Below are 19,049 nucleotides of genomic sequence, written 5' to 3'. Positions count from 1 at the left end.
AGACTGTCACTCCTTTAAATCTTCCAAATGTGGCATCAGCCATGAAGTGGAAATGTCGAAGAAAATAGGTTGATGCTGATATTTATCCCCAGTAGGCAATATGAAGAGACAAAAAAATATGGATAAATTTGATTTGTTCACAACTTTATCCACAGCTTGTTGATAATTAAGAGAACAAACAAATCTATTCACATTCAAAAGTAATACCATCATAGCAAAACGCCCCTTATTTTTCAATGAGCAGGGCTATTTTATCCACAAATTCAAGCACTTGTGTACAATTATTAAGAACACCACTACATATTGTTGATAATTTGTTTACGGTTCGACAACTTACGCCAAAGCTTCGATAATTTTATACACAGGTTGTGCTCATCTGTGAGTAGTCGACTTTATTTTTTGATCACAGGTGGATAACTGTCATATCTTGTGGATTACTTTTTTTTCTAATGGGAGTTGTGGACAAGCAGCTTAAATTAGAGGGAGGCTCTGGAGCCAGCAGTAGGTTGACTTTTGCGCATAAAATATGTTTAAATATATAAAGGTGTTTTCTGTAAGGATATGTCTCGATAATTAATTGATGATTCATGTAGATACTGTCCCTACTATAAGGACGGCTTAGACCGTTTCTGCTTATATGACAGTAATTAAGTTCCTGTAAGGGAGGTGCAATTATGAGACCGACATTTAGACCAAATGTGAGCAAACGTAAGAAGGTTCACGGTTTCCGTAAAAGAATGAGCACGAAAAACGGCCGTAAAGTGCTGGCAGCTCGCCGCTTGAAAGGCAGAAAAGTTTTGAGTGCGTAAGTTAGGCCACTAAGGGACCACTCCGGTGGTCTTTTTTTACTGCTTTTTATTATTTTTTGCTCTGCAAACGACTAGGATCTCGCTTAATGCGCTAGCTACACTTTGCGGGGCTATTTAACGTATATACAGAATTATTTTGTGAGAAGTTGAGAATATTATTCTTTCTATAATATAGAAGGGAAATTTCAGCGTTGTAGTCGCGGTCGTTTATAGCGACATCCAAATGACTATACTATTAGAAGAAAAAAATTCGGAAGGATTCTTTTAACCGGATTTATGAAGGAGATTCCCGTGCACAAAAAGTTACGATTACGAAACCGTGCCGACTTCAGTCGTGTATACCGCCATGGGAAGTCTTTTGCGAATCATCAATTTGTAGTGTATTGGTTTAGCAAAAAAGAGGTAGAGCGTTTTAGAGTTGGGGTATCGGTCAGTAAAAAGGTTGGAAATGCGGTTGTCCGTAACCGAATGAGAAGATTGGTGAAGGAAATCGTTCGTCATCATGAACCTGAAATTGCAGGTGGGCTCGATATGGTGTTTATCGTAAGAAAAGGAGCACTTTCCATGGAATACGCAGAGCTCGAAAAAAGCGTGCTGCATGTACTGCGCAAAGCCAAGCTACTCAAGGCTTCCCGCAAATAAAGGACGCATAAGAGGCTTGTTTATTTGTATTCATAATTATGGTATGATTTACGGTGGAATGGAATGTTCAAGAGAGGGGTTTTGAAGTGTCTCTAATGAAGACTAGACGGGGAAAATGGTTTCTCCTCATCACAGTGATGGTGTTGTCGTTAGCTGTTCTGTCGGGATGCGCTCCGTCAGCTGCTGTTACGCACACTACGGAGGATTTAAAGAATGGAGGCTTCTGGCAAAGTAATGTAGTGTATTATTTCGCCATTGCCTTGGACAAGTTTGCTGATTGGTTTAACGGAGAATATGGTTTAGCCGTACTTGTGATGGTTATTATTGTCCGCACGTTGATTCTTCCGCTTACGATTAAACAGGTGAAGAGCTCGCGGGCAATGCAAGCCATTCAACCGGAACTCCAAAAGATCCAGAAAAAATATAAAGACACACCTGAAAAGGTGCAGCAAGAAACGATGCGTTTGTTCCAAGAGAATAAGGTTAATCCAATGGCGGGTTGTTTACCGCTGATCGTACAAATGCCTATCTTTATCGCTCTCTACAACTCGATCTACTATAATCCACATCTACGGGAGCACTCCTTCTTATGGCTGGAGCTAGGTAAGCCGGATCATCTGTTTATCTTACCGGTGCTAGCAGCATTAACAACATTTATACAAACCAGAATGATGACTAAAATGAACCCGATGCAACAACAAGGGCCAATGCAGTTCATGATGATGATTTATCCAGTTCTGATTTTCGTTATGTCCTACAACTTCCCAGCAGCATTGCCGCTGTACTGGGTATACAGTAACATTTACACTATTGTTCAGAACTATTTCTTATATCGCAACAATGATAAACACAAATTGGCAATCGCAAGTGCTGTGAAAAGTACAGATGACTCAAGCCCTGCTCCGAAGAGCAAAAGCGGCAATAAGTCATCGAAGGGAGCCAAAAAGTCAAAATGAGCAAAGTCGTCGCAACAGGGAAAACCATTGAAGAAGCTGTAGAACGGGGACTAACCCAGCTTGGAGTTCAAAAGGACCGGGTAACGGTCAACGTACTTGAGCAGCCATCAAGAGGATTCCTGGGATTGATCGGTGCGAAAGGTGCCAAGGTTGAGTTAACCTTGATAGCCGAAGCCGCACCGGCATCAGCGGCGAGTGCTCCGTCACTGCCTCAGCAGTCAACCAGAGAGAGCAAACAGGAGGCTAACGGCGGTGTGCCACGCCAAGATTCCGGACAACCGGTGGAGGAAGCTTACCAAGAAGCCGTTCATTTCATTGTGGATGTCGCTAAGAGCATGGGGCTCGAAGTGGAAGTAGAAATCGTCCACACCAAGGAATCCACGATTCTGCAGATATCAGGTCCAGATTTGGGACTGTTGATTGGTAGAAGAGGACAAACTCTCGATGCTCTGCAGTATTTGGCTAATATCGTAGCTAATCGTTACTCCGACAGTTTTATACGGCTTGTGCTAGATGCGGAGAACTTCCGTGAGCGGCGTAAAAAAACTCTCGAAGAGCTGGCTGATCGTTTAGCCAGTCGTGTCATTCGGACTCGTAAAGAGGTAGTACTGGAACCGATGTCACCTCAGGAGCGGAAAATTATTCACTCCAGATTACAGGATCATCGGCAAGTGAATACCCTTAGTAAGGGCGAAGAGCCAAATCGCCGCGTCGTTATAACTTTGAAGTAAAGACTATATGATGCAATGACTCCTTGACCAATGTAAGGGGTCATTGCTTTTTTAAAAATATAAGACCGTTTATAATCAAAAAATACAGGTTTTGGGGTGAAAAACAGCATGCTTAGTGACACCATTGCTGCCGTATCAACGGCATTAGGCGAGGGAGGAATTGCTATTATTCGGGTAAGTGGCCCACAGGCTATTTCCCAAGTGGCTCCTTTGTTTCGTAGCCGAGTTCCGTTAACTGAAGCGGAATCGCATACCGTTCATTATGGGCATATCGTTAGTCCGGATAACGGGGAGAAGCTGGAAGAAGTACTTGTAACCGTAATGAAGGGCCCACGTTCTTTTACTACTGAGGATGTAGTAGAGATCAGTGCTCATGGTGGTGTAATTTCTGTAAGAAGGGTGATGGATTTACTTCTTCAGCAGGAGATAAGGTTAGCCGAGCCGGGTGAGTTCACCAAGCGTGCTTTCTTGGGTGGACGTATAGATTTATCACAGGCTGAGGCGGTTATTGATCTCATTCGCTCGAAGTCGGATCGCGCGTTTTCGGTGGCTTTAAAGCAGGTCAGTGGATCCTTGTCGGATCGAATTCATGCTTTGCGTCATACACTTATTGAGATGCTGGCTCATATCGAAGTGAATATAGATTATCCAGAGCACGATGTAGAATCCATGACAGCTGAATTTATTAAAGATAAAAGCAGTGAAGTGATGGAAGGAATCACAAAGCTTCTTAAGACTTCTAATGAAGGAAAAATTCTTCGTGAGGGGATAACGACAGCTATAGTTGGTCGTCCCAATGTTGGTAAATCTTCATTATTAAACGCGTTAGCACGTGATAACAAAGCGATTGTAACAGATATTCCTGGAACAACACGTGATGTCATCGAAGAATATATAACGATAAACAACATTCCGCTTAAGTTGCTTGATACGGCGGGAATTCGTGAAACGATGGATGTAGTCGAGAAGATTGGCGTAGAACGTTCCAAGGCGGCAGTTAGTGATGCGGATCTGATTCTACTTGTGTTAAATGCTAACGAAGAGCTGCATGAGGACGAATTGGCATTGATGGAACAAATCCACGGTAGACAATGCCTAGTGATCATGAATAAAATGGACTTACCACCCAAACTGGATAAGGATAAGTTGCTCTCGTACTTTGAGGAGTCCAACATCGTACCGATGTCCGTTCTGGAAGAGGAAGGTCTAGACAAACTTGAAGATGCCATTTCGACACTCTTTTTTGGTGGAAAGCTGGAATCGGGTGACTTGACATATGTAAGTAATGTGAGACATATTGCCTTGCTCAAAAAAGCTTATAAATCGCTACAAGATGCATACGATGCGGCGGAACAGTATATACCGATTGATATGATTCAAATCGATGTACGGCTAGCATGGGAACAGCTGGGTGAAATTATTGGTGATACAGCAGCGGACTCGTTGTTAGACCAAATATTCTCGCAATTTTGTTTAGGAAAATAAGCTTTACATTTTAATATAACAATTAGGGGGAAACAGGACATGAGTTATGATGGAGGCAACTATGACGTAATCGTCATTGGCGCCGGTCATGCCGGTTGTGAAGCGGCTTTAGCATCAGCACGGATGGGCTGCAGCACATTGATGATCACAATTAACCTGGATATGGTTGCATTCATGCCCTGCAATCCGTCCATAGGCGGACCAGCCAAAGGACATGTAGTGCGTGAGATTGATGCGCTAGGCGGAGAAATGGGCCGTAATATAGATAAGACATTTATTCAGCTTCGTATGCTTAACACAGGGAAGGGACCTGCGGTGCATGCATTGCGTGCACAAGCGGATAAGTTTCTGTACCAACATGCAATGAAAGAAACCATGGAAAAAACGCCTAACCTAACGCTTCGTCAAGGCATGGTTGAGCGTCTAATCGTTGAGGATGGACGTTGTGTGGGTGTAGTTACGAAGACAGGAACGGAATACCATAGTAAGACCGTTATTTTGACCACAGGTACTTACCTGCGGGGTAAAGTGATTATGGGTGAATTGACGTATGAGAGCGGACCTAACAATCAGCAGCCATCAGTGAAGCTATCTGAGAATTTGCGGGAGCTTGGTTTTGAATTGGTGCGTTTTAAGACAGGTACACCACCACGTGTACATCGTGATACGATCGATTTCTCGAAGACAGAAATTCAACCGGGCGACGATGAGCCTAAATTCTTTTCGTTTGAGACGAAATCATCCAACAATGAACAGCTACCTTGTTGGTTGACCTATACCTCTGAGGTTACTCATCAGATTATTAATGACAACCTTCATCGTGCGCCGATGTTTACGGGTATTATTGAAGGAACAGGTCCACGTTATTGCCCATCAATTGAAGATAAAGTAGTAAGATTTAGTGATAAATCTAAGCATCAGATCTTTTTAGAGCCAGAAGGAAAAAATACATCGGAATACTATGTACAAGGTCTGTCGACTAGTCTTCCTGAGGATGTACAGCTAGCGATTCTGCGTTCCATCCCTGGTATGGAAAAGGTAGAGATGATGCGTAACGGCTATGCTATTGAATATGATGCAATGGTTCCTACACAGCTATGGCCATCTCTTGAAACTAAACGTCTACCAGGTTTGTTCACTGCTGGACAAATCAATGGTACTTCCGGTTATGAGGAAGCGGCTGGCCAAGGTGTAATGGCTGGAATTAATGCAGCGCGCAAAGTGCAAGACAAAGAACCCGTAATCTTAGATCGTTCACAGGGATACATTGGTGTACTCATTGATGATCTGGTGACTAAGGGGACTAATGAACCGTATCGTCTGCTAACCTCACGTGCGGAATATCGTTTGCTGCTCCGTCATGACAATGCAGATCTAAGACTTACGCCTATCGGTTATGATATTGGTTTGATCGCTCAAGAGCGTTTCGATAACTTTGTAGACAAGAAGGAACGGGTGGAACGTGAAATTGTCCGCCTACAAGAGAAAAAGGTTAAACCTGTTGAGGTAAATGATATTCTAGCACAATATGAATCAGCGCCTATAGTAGATGGCAGCAATTTGCTTGTTCTAATGCGTCGTCCGGAGCTTGATTATAGCTTTGTAGATCAAGTTTCACCATCACCCGAAATGCTAGACGCAGAGATGAAGGAACAAGTGGAAATTCAAATTAAATATGCCGGATATATCGAAAAACAGCTTCAACATGTGGAGCGCCTGCAAAAGATGGAAAAGAAGAAAATTCCGGATGACATTAACTATAATGAGATTCATGGATTAGCGATGGAAGCGCGGCAAAAGATGACTAAGATTCGCCCGATCTCTATCGGTCAGGCTTCTCGGATAGCAGGGGTTACACCTGCAGATATTTCTATTCTTCTCGTATATCTTGAGCATTACAACCGGGTAACCGCGGCGAAAGGATAATCTATGGATAATACGGAACTACAATTCACACAGCTTTTACAGGAACGAGGGATTACACTTACAGCGGAACAATTGAAGCAATTTGATCTCTACTATAAAGAACTCGTATCCTGGAATGAAAAAATGAATCTTACCGGAATAACAGAGCGTGAGCAGGTTTACACGAAACATTTTTATGATTCGATTTCGCTAGCTTTTTTCATTAATATCAATGAGATAAACAATTTGGCAGACATTGGATCGGGAGCTGGATTTCCAGGGATTCCGCTTAAAATTTGTTTTCCACATTTGAAGCTTACGATTGTTGATTCATTGAGTAAACGAATCTCTTTTCTGCAGCATGTCTGTACGACGTTAAAATTAACGGATGTGCAATTGATTCATGGTCGTGCGGAGGATATTGCCCGGCAATTTAAGCATCGTGATGCTTATGATTTGGTGACCGCACGTGCAGTGGCAAGATTATCCTTGTTGAATGAATTCTGCCTTCCTTTTACACGTAAGGATGGATTTTTCGCTGCCATGAAGGGGAGCGATCCATCAGAAGAATTAAGTGAGGCGAAGTACAGTTTAAAAGAGCTTCGTGCTCAACTTAGTAAAGTGGAGTCTTTCAGCTTGCCTGTGGAAGAGTCGGCGCGACATATTGTCATTATTCGTAAGACAGGTGCTACTCCTGCTAAGTACCCACGAAAAGCGGGAATTCCTGCCAAAACACCACTTATCAAATAATGTTTCACGTGAAACATTGGCATAGGTAAATATATTTAAGGTCATCCTCTATCTTAAAAGGGGATGACCTTTTTTTGTGGGGAATTGCGATAGCGATCTCTAATGAACATTAATTAAAAGATAAACTAAATTGATATGTTTATAAGGCTGTTATCATTATGAAAATGCAGGAAAAATAGGTCTTTACGGAGAATATGATTATGTAGAGAAAAGTGATAGAATAGCATAGTAGACTTTTAATTTTGTATATAACTCCTTCTCTGTACTCTTGTTCGAAAGAAGGAGAGATTATGATGCCTGATAGTAGCAGGTGATTTCATAATATCAGAATGTTTTTTATTGCTGTACGATACGCTTTCCGAAAAGAAGGTCAAGAAGATCGTACTATAACGAAATTAGGTGGTTATGAACGGAATGAAAGAACAATTTACCAAGCTATTTGGATTTAACGAGCGGAGCAGCGGAGAAGAAATCAAACAAATACCAGTTCATGAGGTCATTAGCAGTCCTTACCAACCACGGACTATATTCGATGACGAAAAAATCGATGAGTTATGCCAGACGATTAAAACTCATGGTGTCATTCAACCCATAGTTGTACGCATGCGCGATTCCGTGTACGAAATCATCGCAGGTGAACGACGCTGGCGAGCGGTTAAAAAACTTGGTTTAGAGACGATTCCAGCCATTGTTCGTGAATTCAATGATTCACAGGCCGCATCCATTGCGCTTATAGAAAACTTACAGCGTGAAGGTTTGACCTCCATTGAAGAAGCTGTAGCTTATCAAAAGTTAATTGATCTTCATCAATTGACGCAAGAAAGCTTGGCGCAACGATTAGGTAAAAGTCAGTCTACCATAGCTAATAAAATTCGCTTACTCAATTTGCCTGAAGAGGTTAAGATGGCATTGATGGAGCGCAAGATTTCCGAAAGACATGCACGTTCATTATTATCGCTAGATAGTGTGGAGATGCAGCTGAAAGTGTTAGCAGAGATCATTGCAAAAGGATTAAATGTTAAACAAACAGAAGCTCGTATTGCTTTCTACAAACAAGTCTCACAAACTAAAAAGTCAAAACGGGTTTCCTATACCAAGGATGTTCGTCTAGCTCTTAATACAATTCGTCAATCTATTGATATGGTGACAGGCTCAGGAATGGAAATCAAAACGTCAGAAAATGACCGCGGTGACCATTACGAGATTGTAATCCAAATCCCCAAAAGATAAATTGTTTCAAAAGCTGAAGGCGGCCCTGAGGTGATTGGCCGCCTTTTGTGTGGCTATAACCGGGATGTTGGCAAAACTTATAATTTAGAGTTTCAGTATTCAAAAGTTGTCTATATTCTTCATAAAGTGTGACGCTACATCAGCGTCAGGAACATTTGTACTTGCGATCTACGAGAAGATTCTTCCTAACTATTCGAGGTGAAATAAGTGTCCAAGATTATTGCCATAGCAAATCAAAAAGGCGGTGTCGGTAAAACAACAACCTCCGTGAACCTAGGTGCCGGTATGGCTACATTAGGAAAAAGAGTGCTTCTAGTTGATATCGATCCTCAAGGTAACACTACTAGCGGCGTTGGCATCAACAAGGCTGACGTGGCGAATTGTATATATGACATTCTTATAAATGAGGTAAATCCTCTAGAAACCATACTGGAAACTCAAAATGAAGGGCTGCATATCATTCCGGCGACGATTCAATTGGCAGGCGCGGAGATTGAGTTGGTATCAACGATTTCCAGAGAGCTAAAGCTAAAGAAGGCGCTAAATGCGGTTAAAAATAATTATGATTATATTATCATCGATTGTCCGCCTTCCCTGGGAATTTTGACGATCAATTCCCTTACTGCAGCGGATTCGGTAATCATCCCGATACAGTGTGAATATTATGCGCTTGAGGGCTTGAGTCAGCTATTAAACACCGTTCGTCTGGTGCAAAAAAATCTCAACCCGCATCTGAAGATAGAGGGAGTATTATTGACTATGCTTGATGCCCGTACCAATCTGGGAATTCAAGTAATAGAAGAGGTTAAGAAGTATTTCCAAGAAAAAGTATATAGAACGATTATTCCTCGGAATGTCCGGTTAAGTGAGGCGCCGTCTCATGGGCAATCCATTATTACTTATGATCCTCGCTCTAAAGGAGCAGAAGTGTATTTAGAGTTGGCAAAGGAAGTGATTTCTTATGAGTAAACGTTTAGGAAAAGGTCTGGATGCGCTAATCCCTTCTTTATCAATTAATGAAGATGATAAGGTAGTTGAGATCCCTTTAGCTCAACTCCGGGCTAATCCATATCAACCGCGCAAAGATTTTAATGAAGAGGCCATTCAAGAACTAGCAGAATCGATCAGACAACATGGCGTGATCCAGCCGATCATTGTTCGTAGCGTATTGAAGGGGTATGAGATCATTGCCGGCGAACGCAGATTCCGGGCCTCGCAATATTGTGGCAAAGCTACAATTCCAGCAGTCGTTAGAAATCTTAGTGATCAACAGGTCATGGAGATTGCATTAATCGAGAACTTACAACGTGAGAACTTAAATGCAATGGAAATTGCTGTGGCTTACCAAGGCCTAATGGATCAATTTTCACTTACGCAGGAAGAACTCTCGCTTAAGGTGGGAAAGTCCAGATCACATATCGCCAACTTCCTGAGATTGCTTTCTTTACCTGAAGAAGTAAAAGAATATGTTTCACGTGGAACAATGTCAATGGGGCATGCACGGGCGATTGTTGCTTTAAAGGATCCAGAAGTGATTAAACAACTGGCCGAACAATGCGTGGAACAACAGTGGAGCGTCAGAGAATTAGAAGAAACAGTGAAGAACTTAGACCATAAACCTGCAAATGGAGTTAAAGTGAAAGTTGTTAAACGTGATCCCTATATTGATAATGTAGAGGAAGTATTGCGTGAACGTTTTAAAACAACGGTGAAAATAAAACAGGGTAAGGAAAAAGGGAAGATTGAACTGAATTACTACAGTACTCAGGATTTAGAAAGATTGTTGGAATTATTGGGTAACTAAATGGGTATCTATGCTAAGAACATATCCTGAGATATCCTTAATCGGATAATTAGGGGTATGTTTTTTTGAATAAGTTGATTAAAAAAGGGTAATAGACGAGGAGCGAGGTTATGGAAGACTTCGTATATCTGGATCATGCCGCTACCTCATGGCCTAAACCACCAGAGGTTGCAGCTGCGATGATGAATGCTCTGCAGTCAGGAGCGAATGCTGGTAGAGGGAATTACTCGCTAGCGATAGGAAGCGGCCGAGTGTTAGTAAGAACACGGAGTGCGCTGGCTAAGTTGTTCGGTGTATCTAATGCGCAAGATATAGCTTTTACCCATAATACTACGATGAGTTTAAATATGGCGATCAGAGGGACGCTTAAAGCGGGAGATCACGTGATTTCAACCATGACAGAACACAATTCTGTGAGACGGCCGCTGGAATACTTGCGTAAGACTCTAGGGATAAAAGTGGACTATCTAAAAGTAGATCGTGAAGGACAATTGGATTTACTAGAACTCGAAAATGCTTTTCGCTTAAACACCAAACTGGTCATTTGCAATCATAGCTCCAATTTACTTGGAAGCATACTGCCTATTAACGATATTGGCGATATCGTTAAATCTCATGGCGCCGTATTTCTGGTAGATGCAGCTCAAAGCGCGGGTTCACTTGATATTGATGTTAAAAAAATGAATATAGACTTATTGGCATTTCCGGGACATAAAGGACTACTTGGACCACAAGGAACCGGCGGACTTTATATATCACCTGAATTGGATCTTGAACCCTTAATGTATGGAGGGACAGGTAGTCAATCGGAAAATAGCGAACAGCCCAATGTTCGTCCAGATCGGTATGAAGCAGGGACGCAAAATACGGTAGGGATTGCCGGTTTACTAGCAGGTGTTCAAAAGGTACAATCTTTAGGGATGAGCGTTATTCATGAGAGAGAGTGGGCGTTAACTCAAAGGCTAATGGAGGGTTTGTCTCACATCCCGAGCATTAGACTATTAGGACCCTCACTAGGCGCTCCAAGAACGGGTATTGTATCGTTTGTGGTGGATGGAGAAGAGTCAGCGAATATCGCTCACCGTCTAGATCGTGATTATAAAATAGCGGTTAGAGCAGGTATGCATTGTACCCCTTTGGCACATAAGGCAGTTGATACGCTAGAGAGTGGTGCTGTTCGGGCGAGTGTAGGTGTAGATACGACAGAGCATAATATAAGCAGAATGCTGGCTGCTATGGATGAGTTATATGGCAATGCCCGCAGCAGATGAATAAAAAGGATGGTCCATTCATGTCTGAATTAAATCAATTAATTAGTGAGCAGTTGCAGTGGTTTGTGTTTGGTTTTACAGTAATTATGTTGGTGCTGGTAATCACTGTGATCGCCCAGGGGGCTAAGCTACGTGCTATGCGGCGTAAATATGAGGCCATGATGGCTGGGAACGGTGTGGAGGATCTGGAAGGCCTTCTAATTGATCTGAAGAACCAAAGCGACATGCTGGAAGAAGAACAACGTGAGCAAAAAGCCGTATTAGAAGCAACTCAAACTAGAATGCGTGGCATGAAGTCCAATATTGCGCTGAAGCGTTATAATGCCTTTGGTGAACGTGGCAATGATCTGAGTTTCTCAGTCGCTATACTGGATGACAACAGCAGTGGCATTGTATTAACCAGTCTCCATAATCGTGAGAATTCTTACATTTACTCTAAACCTATGCAGAATGGTGAATCACAATATGTGCTATCACCAGAAGAAAAAGAAGTCGTTACTCTCGCGTTGCAGCGGACCTAGCATGAAGATTCCATTGCTTTAAGGCAGAATATAGACTTGTCGCTATAATATCAGATAATCGCATCACTAAACTTAATCGCGTGTTCTGTAATACGAAATACTCCATAAAGCCGCCGACATTAACGATTCCTGTCAAATGGATATCACCTACCGGCGGCAATTGTTTATTTACGCCAGCGCCCGGTCGTAGAGGTCCTTCAACAACTTGGATACAGCCCACGCTAGTAGAGTGACCTAAACAAGCATCTATACCGATGACAAAAGGGTTGCTATATTTTTCATTGATTAGGGTCAAAGTTTCCTCAAGATTAACGGCATGGACAGGATTTTCAAGGGTTCCATATAAATGAAACAGCGGACTATGAAAACGTGACAATGCAGTACCAACTAAAGGACCAAGAGAGTCTCCTGTGGATCGGTCTGTACCCACACAAATGACGACAATCTGTGTCTCAGGGCGTGTACGTGCAAAATGGAAAAGTAGTCGGTGTGTAATAGCAGAATAGATATCGGGATCGGTATGTGATATTTTTAAACAGGATGTTTCTTGCGCTGATGTAGCTTTGGATGGAAAATTCATACTATCTTCCTTTCTGAGGCTGATTCTATTTGATGGTATCTAGTATATGGATAGAAGAGGGGTTTTATACTACAACGGCAAGAGATAGGACGATAAACCTATGGGAGGCGTAACGTAAATGCAAGAAGAGATGTTGATCGCGTTTGACTCTACCCAGCAGGCGCTTCGTGCTGAAATGTTGCTTGAATATGCAGAAATTGAGATTGATATATTCCCGACCCCGAAAGAGATCACGGCAGGGTGCGCGATATCGATTCAGTTTTATCAAAGTGCGCTGGTAGAGGTGCAGAAGATTGTAACTGAGCAGAATATCGAGATTCGCGGTATCTACGGAAAACACAACGAGAACTACATACTGATTGAGAGGTAGGGAGGAATACACGATATGAATAGGTGGATATTGGAGGCTGCTACTCCCGGTGATGCTGTAAAAGATGCTTTACGTTTTAAAGATAAGGTGTGGAATTGGTTTACCGATGCTGATATGTGGGCTAATGTCTTATTCGCAAGTTTGCGAATTCTTATTATTTTCCTCTTAACGAGGGTTATCATTAAGATTGTTTCTAATATTATTGATCGTTCGCTTGAGCGTAAAACTGGGGGCAGAATTCTCTCTAACACGCGAAGATTTACTACGGTAGGCGAATTGATGAAAAATGTAGTAACGGTTATCTGTAATTTTGTGATGATCATGCTCGTTCTTTCAGAGTTCCACTTCGACTTAGCACCCTTGTTGGCCGGAGCGGGTGTGCTCGGTCTCGCAATAGGTTTTGGAGCACAAAGTCTGGTGAAGGATGTTATTACCGGCTTCTTTATTATTTTGGAAGACCAATTTGCAGTGGGTGATGTGATTCAGACAGGTACTTATAAAGGAACTGTTGAATTAATCGGATTACGAACAACAAGACTTCTTAGTGCTACCGGAGAAGTATTTATTATCCCTAATGGACTAATTACGAATGTGACGAACTATTCTCTTTCCAATGCATTGGCTGTAGTTGATGTTCCTGTTAAAATGGAGCGAAGCTTGGAAGCTACGTTAGGATTAATTGGCGAGGCGCTAAAAGGAATAGAAGAGCGCAACTCCAATGTGCTTGCTTACCCTAATGTGCTCGGTATACAGTCCATGAGTACCTCGGAATATGTGATTCGTATAGCAGCCAGTTGTGCTCCTAATGCAAGAGATGCAGCGGAAAGACAAATTCAAAACGACATCAAACAGGCACTAGAGAAACAGAACACACTGGAACAGGCTCAAGCGGAAGAGGAAGCACGTAAGAAAGCAGAAGCAGAGGCGAAGGCTGAAATAGATCTTGCAAAAACTGAACATGCACTAGAAGTTACAGGGTCGGCAAACACTGGATCAAGACGGCAAATCGCAGCTGCACAAGAAGGAGAAGAGGGGGAAGAATAGTGGAACGTAAAGTTTTTCAGCTTGGGGATATAGTACAAATGAAGAAGCAGCATCCTTGTGGATCTAATGAAATGGAAATTATTCGCATGGGGATGGATATCCGAATAAAATGTACAGGCTGTCAGCATAGTGTCCTGATTCCCCGTGCCAAATTCGAGAAGAATATGAAGAAGGTACTGCGTTCTTTGGAGGAAAATACAGACAATAATTAAGCTTGCAAATGGCATGTCTGCATGATACAATTATTTTTGCTGCGGAGAGGTACCCAAGAGGCCCAAGGGGGCTGACTCGAAATCAGTTAGGCGTGTCAAAGCGTGCGTGGGTTCGAATCCCACCCTCTCCGCCACTTCAGCATAATATAACCTTTAATGAATCCTTCGTTCCTGCAACGGAGGTTTTTTTGTGTCTATAATAGCCTAAAAACGAATTCTATACAACACAAAAAGAAGGCCCCTTTCGGGTCCTTCTTCAGGAGGCAGTACATCAATGATGTTTGGAATTTCTCTGTTTATAGCGACTAAAGTGAATTAGGCGTTGCTGAGGCTAATGCTTTTTTAAGGCAATAACCCACTACTCTTCCCAGCTTACAATAGATGCTGAATCAGATCTCCTGTGATTGTGTTCGTCTACGACGGCCAACGGAACCACACCTCTCTTTTGTACTGCCTGAGTATAGTATGTGTATTATCGATTTTTTTATACACATTTATTTTTCAATTAATGTACCCGTGCCTTTTCAACCTTTTTCCACTTCCGATTTTTGTTGGTGGTCTCAGGGAAGGTGTCCCCTTTTTCCATCTTGATGTGCTGTGGATTTGAAATCTCAGTATGGAAGCTTCGCGCTTCTCCTACCTCTGTATACATGCCTGGATTGGGGGCTTTGTCGCCTTCTTCATATTCCGTCTTCTCACCCATTATTATTCCTCCTTTTTAATGTAGATGAATTCGTAATTATTGTGCGCAGGTAGTGTTTTTTTCATGTAAAAAGAGGGTGATGGATTGTCCTGTATTAATATTGCTTGCACTCTGCTGTTCATTTTGGTATATTAATCAGGTGCGAGTCTATGTTTGTGCTCGTTCCTTGCTCCTGACGTGATTAGGGGCCTCAGACCATAAGGAGGTGAAAATTATGCGCAAATATGAAGTGATGTACATTATTCGTCCTGACATTGAACAAGAAGCCGTTCAAGCAGCAGTCGATAAATTCCAAGGCATCATCTCCAATGGCGGGGAAATTACAAAGCACGAAGTGCAAGGTAAACGCCGTCTTGCGTATGAGATCAAGAAATTCCGTGATGGCGTTTATGTTTTGGTTAACTTCAATGCAGAACCTGCAGTAGTTACTGAATTAGAACGTCTTATGAAGATTTCTGACGAAGTTATTCGTTATCTCATTACGAACGACGTTGCTTAAGATCTTGACAAGCTTTGTAATGAATCGCTCTAAAGGAGGGGACCAGAATTGTTGAACCGTATCATTTTGATCGGACGGTTGACCCGTGACCCGGAACTTCGTTATACTCCCGCTGGTGTTGCCGTAACGCAATTTACGCTAGCCGTAGATCGTAACTTTACGGGCCAGAACGGTGAACGTGAGGCAGACTTCATCCCGGTTGTAACCTGGAGACAGCTAGCAGAAACCTGTGCCAATTACTTGCGCAAAGGTCGTCTGACAGCAGTGGAAGGACGCATCCAAGTGCGGAATTATGAGAATAACGAAGGCAAACGTGTATACGTAACTGAAGTTATTGCTGATAATGTTCGTTTCCTGGAATCTTCACAGAGCCGTGAAGGTGGAAATACTTCAAGTGGTGCAAGTAGTATGCCTGAAGAGCCAGCATATGGTGGCGGTGGTAACGCTGGACGCGGAAATAACAACAATAATTTCTCGCGTAACAACAATACTCAAGATCCTTTTTCGGGCGATGGTAAACCGATTGATATATCGGATGATGATTTGCCATTTTAATTAGGAAGGACTGAAAAGAATATGGCTTTTAAACCAAGAGAAGGCGCCGACAACGACAAAAGACCGGCACGTCGTGGTGGACGCAACAAGCGTAAAAAAGTTTGCTTTTTCACTGTGAACAAGATTACTCACATTGATTATAAAGATACCGAACTTCTTAAGAAGTTCATCAGCGAACGTGGAAAGATTTTGCCACGTCGTGTAACAGGTACTAGTGCAAAATACCAACGCGCTCTTACCATTGCTGTAAAACGCTCGCGTCAAATCGCGTTGCTTCCTTACACAACGGAATAGGACGTTTTATAAAAGCAGTCGGGAAACCGGCTGCTTTTTTTGTATGCAGAAAAGGAAGCATTATTAGTGCGGTAAGCATGAAATTAAATCATTTGGGTGTGGAATCGTTTGACGTTGGCACTGTTATGTGTTAAATTACAGCTATCCTATAACTAAAGGGGAAATTTTGATGTCGGTGAACGTTCTTAACTAGCAATTTCATAACACTTGATTAGGAAGACTTTAGCAGGCTCGTCATGAGGCGATTACGTGCTTTATTTGCGTTCGTATTACGCAGCAGTCTGTTGTTCCTTACGGGTGGATGATTTAGTTAAGAACACACGAAGCGTCAAATGGCCTCTTTACGGCTGTTGTTCTCTTTGTAATTAACCGTGCTCTTATGCACGGTTTTTTTGTTTTTCGGCACCTGTTTTCAATTTCGGGAGCCTTAGAACCATAGGGGGCATCAGCATAAAAAGAAGGGCAAGGACTGCCATAGTGGCATTCTTTGCCCTTCTTTGCGTTAGGGAGAATTAGGTCTAAGCCAATAATAGAGATTTGAAGGAGGATTTGCTGTGAACTTACAAAGCTTAAGCACATTGGAATACGAAATTATTAAAACTGAACTTGGTCGTCATGCAGTATCTTATGTAGGGAAAAAAGCTGTAGGAGAGCTTATGCCAATGACCTCTCTGCCGACGATTCAAAGAGCAATGGAGGAAACTTCTGAAGCTAAAGAACTGCTGGAACGAGGATCGAGTGTACCCATTCCTTCATTAGAAGGCATTGAGTGGATTATGTCCTTAATGGGGACTGGATATTTGTATAGTGAGCAAGATTTCACTGCGGTTGCTACATTTCTTAAGAGCTGTAGTCAACTGCGCAAATATATGGCCTCTAAAGAACAGAGTGCTCCACGGATTGCAGCATATGCATCCTCGCTGATGGAGTTAAATGACGTGAGGGAGGCTATTGATCGCTGTATCCGTTTTGGTGCGATTGACGATGGGGCAAGTAAGGGGTTAGAGCGAGTTCGTAAACGGATTGTAGTGGCTAAAGAACGTCTTCATAAAAAAATTGACGGAATTATGTCACGCCATCAATCGATTTTACAGGAGAATATCTACAGCCAGCGGGGTGGGCGTTATGTTATCCCCGTAAAACGAGAATATCATAAGCAAATAAAAGGATCTGTTCTTGATCAATCCACAAGTGGACAGACGGTGTTTATCGAACCAGACGAGATCGCTGCCCTCCAGATAGAGCTTGATTTATTATTAGGGGAAGAGGCGCGAGAAGAAGCTGTAATCCTCAGCATGCTAACTAGCTTGGTAGAACAGGAACAGACCGCACTGCAGCTTAATATTGAGGTTACGGGCACCTATGATTTTATTTTTGCCAAAGCTAAATATGCGCGAACGCTGGGGGCATCTGCTGTTACTCTGAACGCGAGAGGATTTCTTAAGATGAACGGAGGCAGACACCCCATGCTGAAGGGGATGATTCCGATCAATTTGGAGGTGGGTAAGGGCTATAAATCCCTCATTATTACAGGTCCGAATACAGGCGGCAAAACTGTAGTCCTCAAGACACTGGGGCTACTGACGATCATGGCTCAATCAGGGCTGTTAATTCCGGTCGAGGAGGGCAGCGAATTTACTATTTTTACAGATGTGATCAGTGTAATCGGCGACGGACAAAGTTTGGCACAATCACTTAGTACATTTTCGGCGCAAATGAAGAGTATTGAGGGGATGCTGAGAGATGCATCTAAAGGTGTGCTGCTGCTCATTGACGAGCTGGCGGCTGGTACGGATCCCGGGGAAGGCATTGCGCTCTCTATCGCGATTCTGGAAGAGCTGAGCCGTAAAGGGGCAAATATTATTGTTACCACACATTTTAATGAGTTAAAAGCCTTTGCTGCTGCAACGACTGGCTTTCAAAACGCAAGAATGGAATTCGACAAAGAAACACTACAGCCGTTGTATCGATTAACGATTGGAGAAGCGGGGGAGAGTTACGCGCTGCAAATTGCAAAGAAGCTGGGGATACAGGATAACGTTATCAAGCGATCATGGGAAATCGTAGAGGCGCAGCAACAAAGGTTGCAGAAAGGCGGCGGTGAGGCTTGGGGAAGTCTTTTTAGCAAAGAGGGAGAGAAGGGGCATGTTAAGCACGCCGTAGAGGCAAATGACAACACAGAAGAGGAGGTTACTCCATCCGTCAGCAGCAAGGAGAAGCTGGTCGTCCAATTTGAAATTGGAGATGCAGTTGTGGTAACTTCACTCGGCCGGACAGGGATCGTGTATGAGAAGAGAGATCATTTAGGAATGGTTGGCGTGATGATCCAGAAGCAAAAGCTGAGAATTAACCATAAGCGGTTGAAGCCATACCTTTCAAAAGAGGAGTTATATCCGGAGGAGTATGACTTTGATGTTATTTTTGAGAGTAAAGATACTCGTAAAAAGCGCAAATTGATGCAGCGTAAACATGTTGAGGGTCTAAGGATTACGCATAGAGAGGAAGAATAAAGGAAGAATAAATGCAATGAAGATCTGTCCAAAAGACAGGTCTTTTTTTTAGATATAACGAAATATGTGAAATTCAAGCAGGAGTAAAGGCCTAGGGCTTAGAAGTTATTGTAACGCCAGAAAAACTTTGTTACAGTGAAACTATTTATATTCCATAGCTTATATGTAGATATATGTT

Annotated in this window: 21 protein-coding genes and 1 tRNA gene; 20 read left to right on the top strand and 2 right to left on the bottom strand. The window is 42.6% G+C overall.

The window, feature by feature from the left end; genetic code table 11:
• The first annotated feature begins 674 nt into the window (after positions 1 to 674).
• From rpmH to MHB64_RS30475, 12 genes are all read left to right on the top strand, one after another.
• Positions 675 to 809 carry a 50S ribosomal protein L34 gene (gene rpmH / locus MHB64_RS30530; RefSeq protein WP_039295761.1) on the top strand — a complete coding sequence of 45 codons (135 nt, stop codon included), beginning with the start codon at positions 675 to 677 and terminating at the stop codon, positions 807 to 809.
• 291 nt (positions 810 to 1,100) lie between these two features.
• A complete protein-coding gene (gene rnpA / locus MHB64_RS30525) occupies positions 1,101 to 1,451 on the top strand; it encodes a ribonuclease P protein component (protein WP_042193070.1) in 351 nt (116 codons plus the stop codon).
• Between the two features lie 86 nt (positions 1,452 to 1,537).
• On the top strand, positions 1,538 to 2,407 hold the full coding sequence (locus tag MHB64_RS30520; RefSeq protein ID WP_094869720.1) for a YidC/Oxa1 family membrane protein insertase: 870 nt from the start codon (positions 1,538 to 1,540) through the stop codon (positions 2,405 to 2,407).
• Complete coding sequence (gene jag, locus MHB64_RS30515) at positions 2,404 to 3,138, top strand: RNA-binding cell elongation regulator Jag/EloR (RefSeq protein ID WP_042193066.1); 735 nt, start codon at positions 2,404 to 2,406, stop codon at positions 3,136 to 3,138. Before MHB64_RS30520 ends, jag begins: the two co-directional genes overlap by 4 nt.
• A 108-nt stretch (positions 3,139 to 3,246) precedes the next feature.
• Complete coding sequence (mnmE, locus tag MHB64_RS30510; protein WP_280788006.1) at positions 3,247 to 4,623, top strand: tRNA uridine-5-carboxymethylaminomethyl(34) synthesis GTPase MnmE; 1,377 nt, start codon at positions 3,247 to 3,249, stop codon at positions 4,621 to 4,623.
• 39 nt (positions 4,624 to 4,662) lie between these two features.
• Positions 4,663 to 6,549: a tRNA uridine-5-carboxymethylaminomethyl(34) synthesis enzyme MnmG gene (gene mnmG / locus MHB64_RS30505; protein ID WP_094876547.1), complete on the top strand. Its 1,887-nt coding sequence runs from the start codon at positions 4,663 to 4,665 to the stop codon at positions 6,547 to 6,549.
• 3 nt (positions 6,550 to 6,552) lie between these two features.
• Positions 6,553 to 7,278, top strand: coding sequence for a 16S rRNA (guanine(527)-N(7))-methyltransferase RsmG (gene rsmG / locus MHB64_RS30500; RefSeq protein WP_094869723.1), 726 nt, complete (start codon positions 6,553 to 6,555; stop codon positions 7,276 to 7,278).
• 414 nt (positions 7,279 to 7,692) lie between these two features.
• Positions 7,693 to 8,508, top strand: a complete 816-nt coding sequence (gene noc, locus MHB64_RS30495) for a nucleoid occlusion protein (RefSeq protein WP_094869724.1) — start codon at positions 7,693 to 7,695, stop codon at positions 8,506 to 8,508.
• Positions 8,509 to 8,715: 207 nt separating this feature from the next.
• Positions 8,716 to 9,477 carry a ParA family protein gene (locus tag MHB64_RS30490; RefSeq protein ID WP_094869725.1) on the top strand — a complete coding sequence of 254 codons (762 nt, stop codon included), beginning with the start codon at positions 8,716 to 8,718 and terminating at the stop codon, positions 9,475 to 9,477.
• Positions 9,470 to 10,312, top strand: a complete 843-nt coding sequence (locus tag MHB64_RS30485) for a ParB/RepB/Spo0J family partition protein (protein ID WP_341136032.1) — start codon at positions 9,470 to 9,472, stop codon at positions 10,310 to 10,312. The genes MHB64_RS30490 and MHB64_RS30485 overlap by 8 nt, the downstream gene beginning before the upstream one ends.
• Before the next feature lie 110 nt (positions 10,313 to 10,422).
• The gene (locus tag MHB64_RS30480; protein ID WP_094869727.1) at positions 10,423 to 11,583 is read left to right on the top strand and encodes an aminotransferase class V-fold PLP-dependent enzyme; all 1,161 of its coding nucleotides are present in this window, start codon (positions 10,423 to 10,425) and stop codon (positions 11,581 to 11,583) included.
• 20 nt (positions 11,584 to 11,603) lie between these two features.
• Positions 11,604 to 12,104: a DUF4446 family protein gene (locus MHB64_RS30475; protein WP_280788009.1), complete on the top strand. Its 501-nt coding sequence runs from the start codon at positions 11,604 to 11,606 to the stop codon at positions 12,102 to 12,104.
• Here MHB64_RS30475 and yyaC read toward each other — a convergent pair.
• Positions 12,079 to 12,684 (bottom strand): spore protease YyaC, encoded by a 606-nt coding sequence (yyaC, locus tag MHB64_RS30470; RefSeq protein WP_094869729.1) that lies wholly within the window; start codon positions 12,682 to 12,684, stop codon positions 12,079 to 12,081. The two genes, MHB64_RS30475 and yyaC, sit on opposite strands and share 26 nt — an antisense overlap.
• A gap of 118 nt (positions 12,685 to 12,802) precedes the next feature.
• Here yyaC and MHB64_RS30465 point away from each other — a divergent pair, with 118 nt between their 5' ends.
• The 4 genes from MHB64_RS30465 to MHB64_RS30450 all read left to right on the top strand — a co-directional run bounded on the left by MHB64_RS30465 (position 12,803) and on the right by MHB64_RS30450 (position 14,444).
• Positions 12,803 to 13,054: a DUF3343 domain-containing protein gene (locus tag MHB64_RS30465; RefSeq protein WP_341136031.1), complete on the top strand. Its 252-nt coding sequence runs from the start codon at positions 12,803 to 12,805 to the stop codon at positions 13,052 to 13,054.
• A 15-nt stretch (positions 13,055 to 13,069) separates the two neighbouring features.
• Positions 13,070 to 14,098, top strand: coding sequence for a mechanosensitive ion channel family protein (locus tag MHB64_RS30460; protein ID WP_341136030.1), 1,029 nt, complete (start codon positions 13,070 to 13,072; stop codon positions 14,096 to 14,098).
• Positions 14,098 to 14,310, top strand: a complete 213-nt coding sequence (locus MHB64_RS30455) for a DUF951 domain-containing protein (RefSeq protein ID WP_094869732.1) — start codon at positions 14,098 to 14,100, stop codon at positions 14,308 to 14,310. Before MHB64_RS30460 ends, MHB64_RS30455 begins: the two co-directional genes overlap by 1 nt.
• Before the next feature lie 43 nt (positions 14,311 to 14,353).
• Positions 14,354 to 14,444: transfer RNA gene (locus tag MHB64_RS30450), tRNA-Ser, on the top strand.
• Between the two features lie 371 nt (positions 14,445 to 14,815).
• Here MHB64_RS30450 and MHB64_RS30445 read toward each other — a convergent pair.
• Positions 14,816 to 15,013 carry a YjzC family protein gene (locus MHB64_RS30445; RefSeq protein WP_042131720.1) on the bottom strand — a complete coding sequence of 66 codons (198 nt, stop codon included), beginning with the start codon at positions 15,011 to 15,013 and terminating at the stop codon, positions 14,816 to 14,818.
• Between the two features lie 214 nt (positions 15,014 to 15,227).
• On the opposite strand from MHB64_RS30445, the gene rpsF reads away from it, so the two are divergent.
• The 4 genes from rpsF (at position 15,228) to MHB64_RS30425 (ending at position 18,871) form a co-directional block, all read left to right on the top strand.
• Positions 15,228 to 15,512, top strand: a complete 285-nt coding sequence (rpsF, locus tag MHB64_RS30440; protein WP_036677776.1) for a 30S ribosomal protein S6 — start codon at positions 15,228 to 15,230, stop codon at positions 15,510 to 15,512.
• Positions 15,513 to 15,560: 48 nt separating this feature from the next.
• Complete coding sequence (gene ssb, locus MHB64_RS30435; protein WP_036677780.1) at positions 15,561 to 16,067, top strand: single-stranded DNA-binding protein; 507 nt, start codon at positions 15,561 to 15,563, stop codon at positions 16,065 to 16,067.
• A 21-nt stretch (positions 16,068 to 16,088) separates the two neighbouring features.
• Positions 16,089 to 16,361 (top strand): 30S ribosomal protein S18, encoded by a 273-nt coding sequence (gene rpsR / locus MHB64_RS30430; protein ID WP_036651767.1) that lies wholly within the window; start codon positions 16,089 to 16,091, stop codon positions 16,359 to 16,361.
• A 554-nt stretch (positions 16,362 to 16,915) separates the two neighbouring features.
• Positions 16,916 to 18,871, top strand: a complete 1,956-nt coding sequence (locus MHB64_RS30425; RefSeq protein ID WP_341136029.1) for an endonuclease MutS2 — start codon at positions 16,916 to 16,918, stop codon at positions 18,869 to 18,871.
• Positions 18,872 to 19,049: the final 178 nt, after the last annotated feature.

It is taken from the genome of Paenibacillus sp. FSL K6-2859 (assembly GCF_038008265.1).
Classification (GTDB): Bacteria; Bacillota; Bacilli; order Paenibacillales; family Paenibacillaceae; genus Paenibacillus_AQ; species Paenibacillus_AQ nitricinens.
The sequence above is the reverse complement of the archived record's forward strand: the minus strand, read 5'-3'. Positions and strand labels throughout refer to the sequence as shown.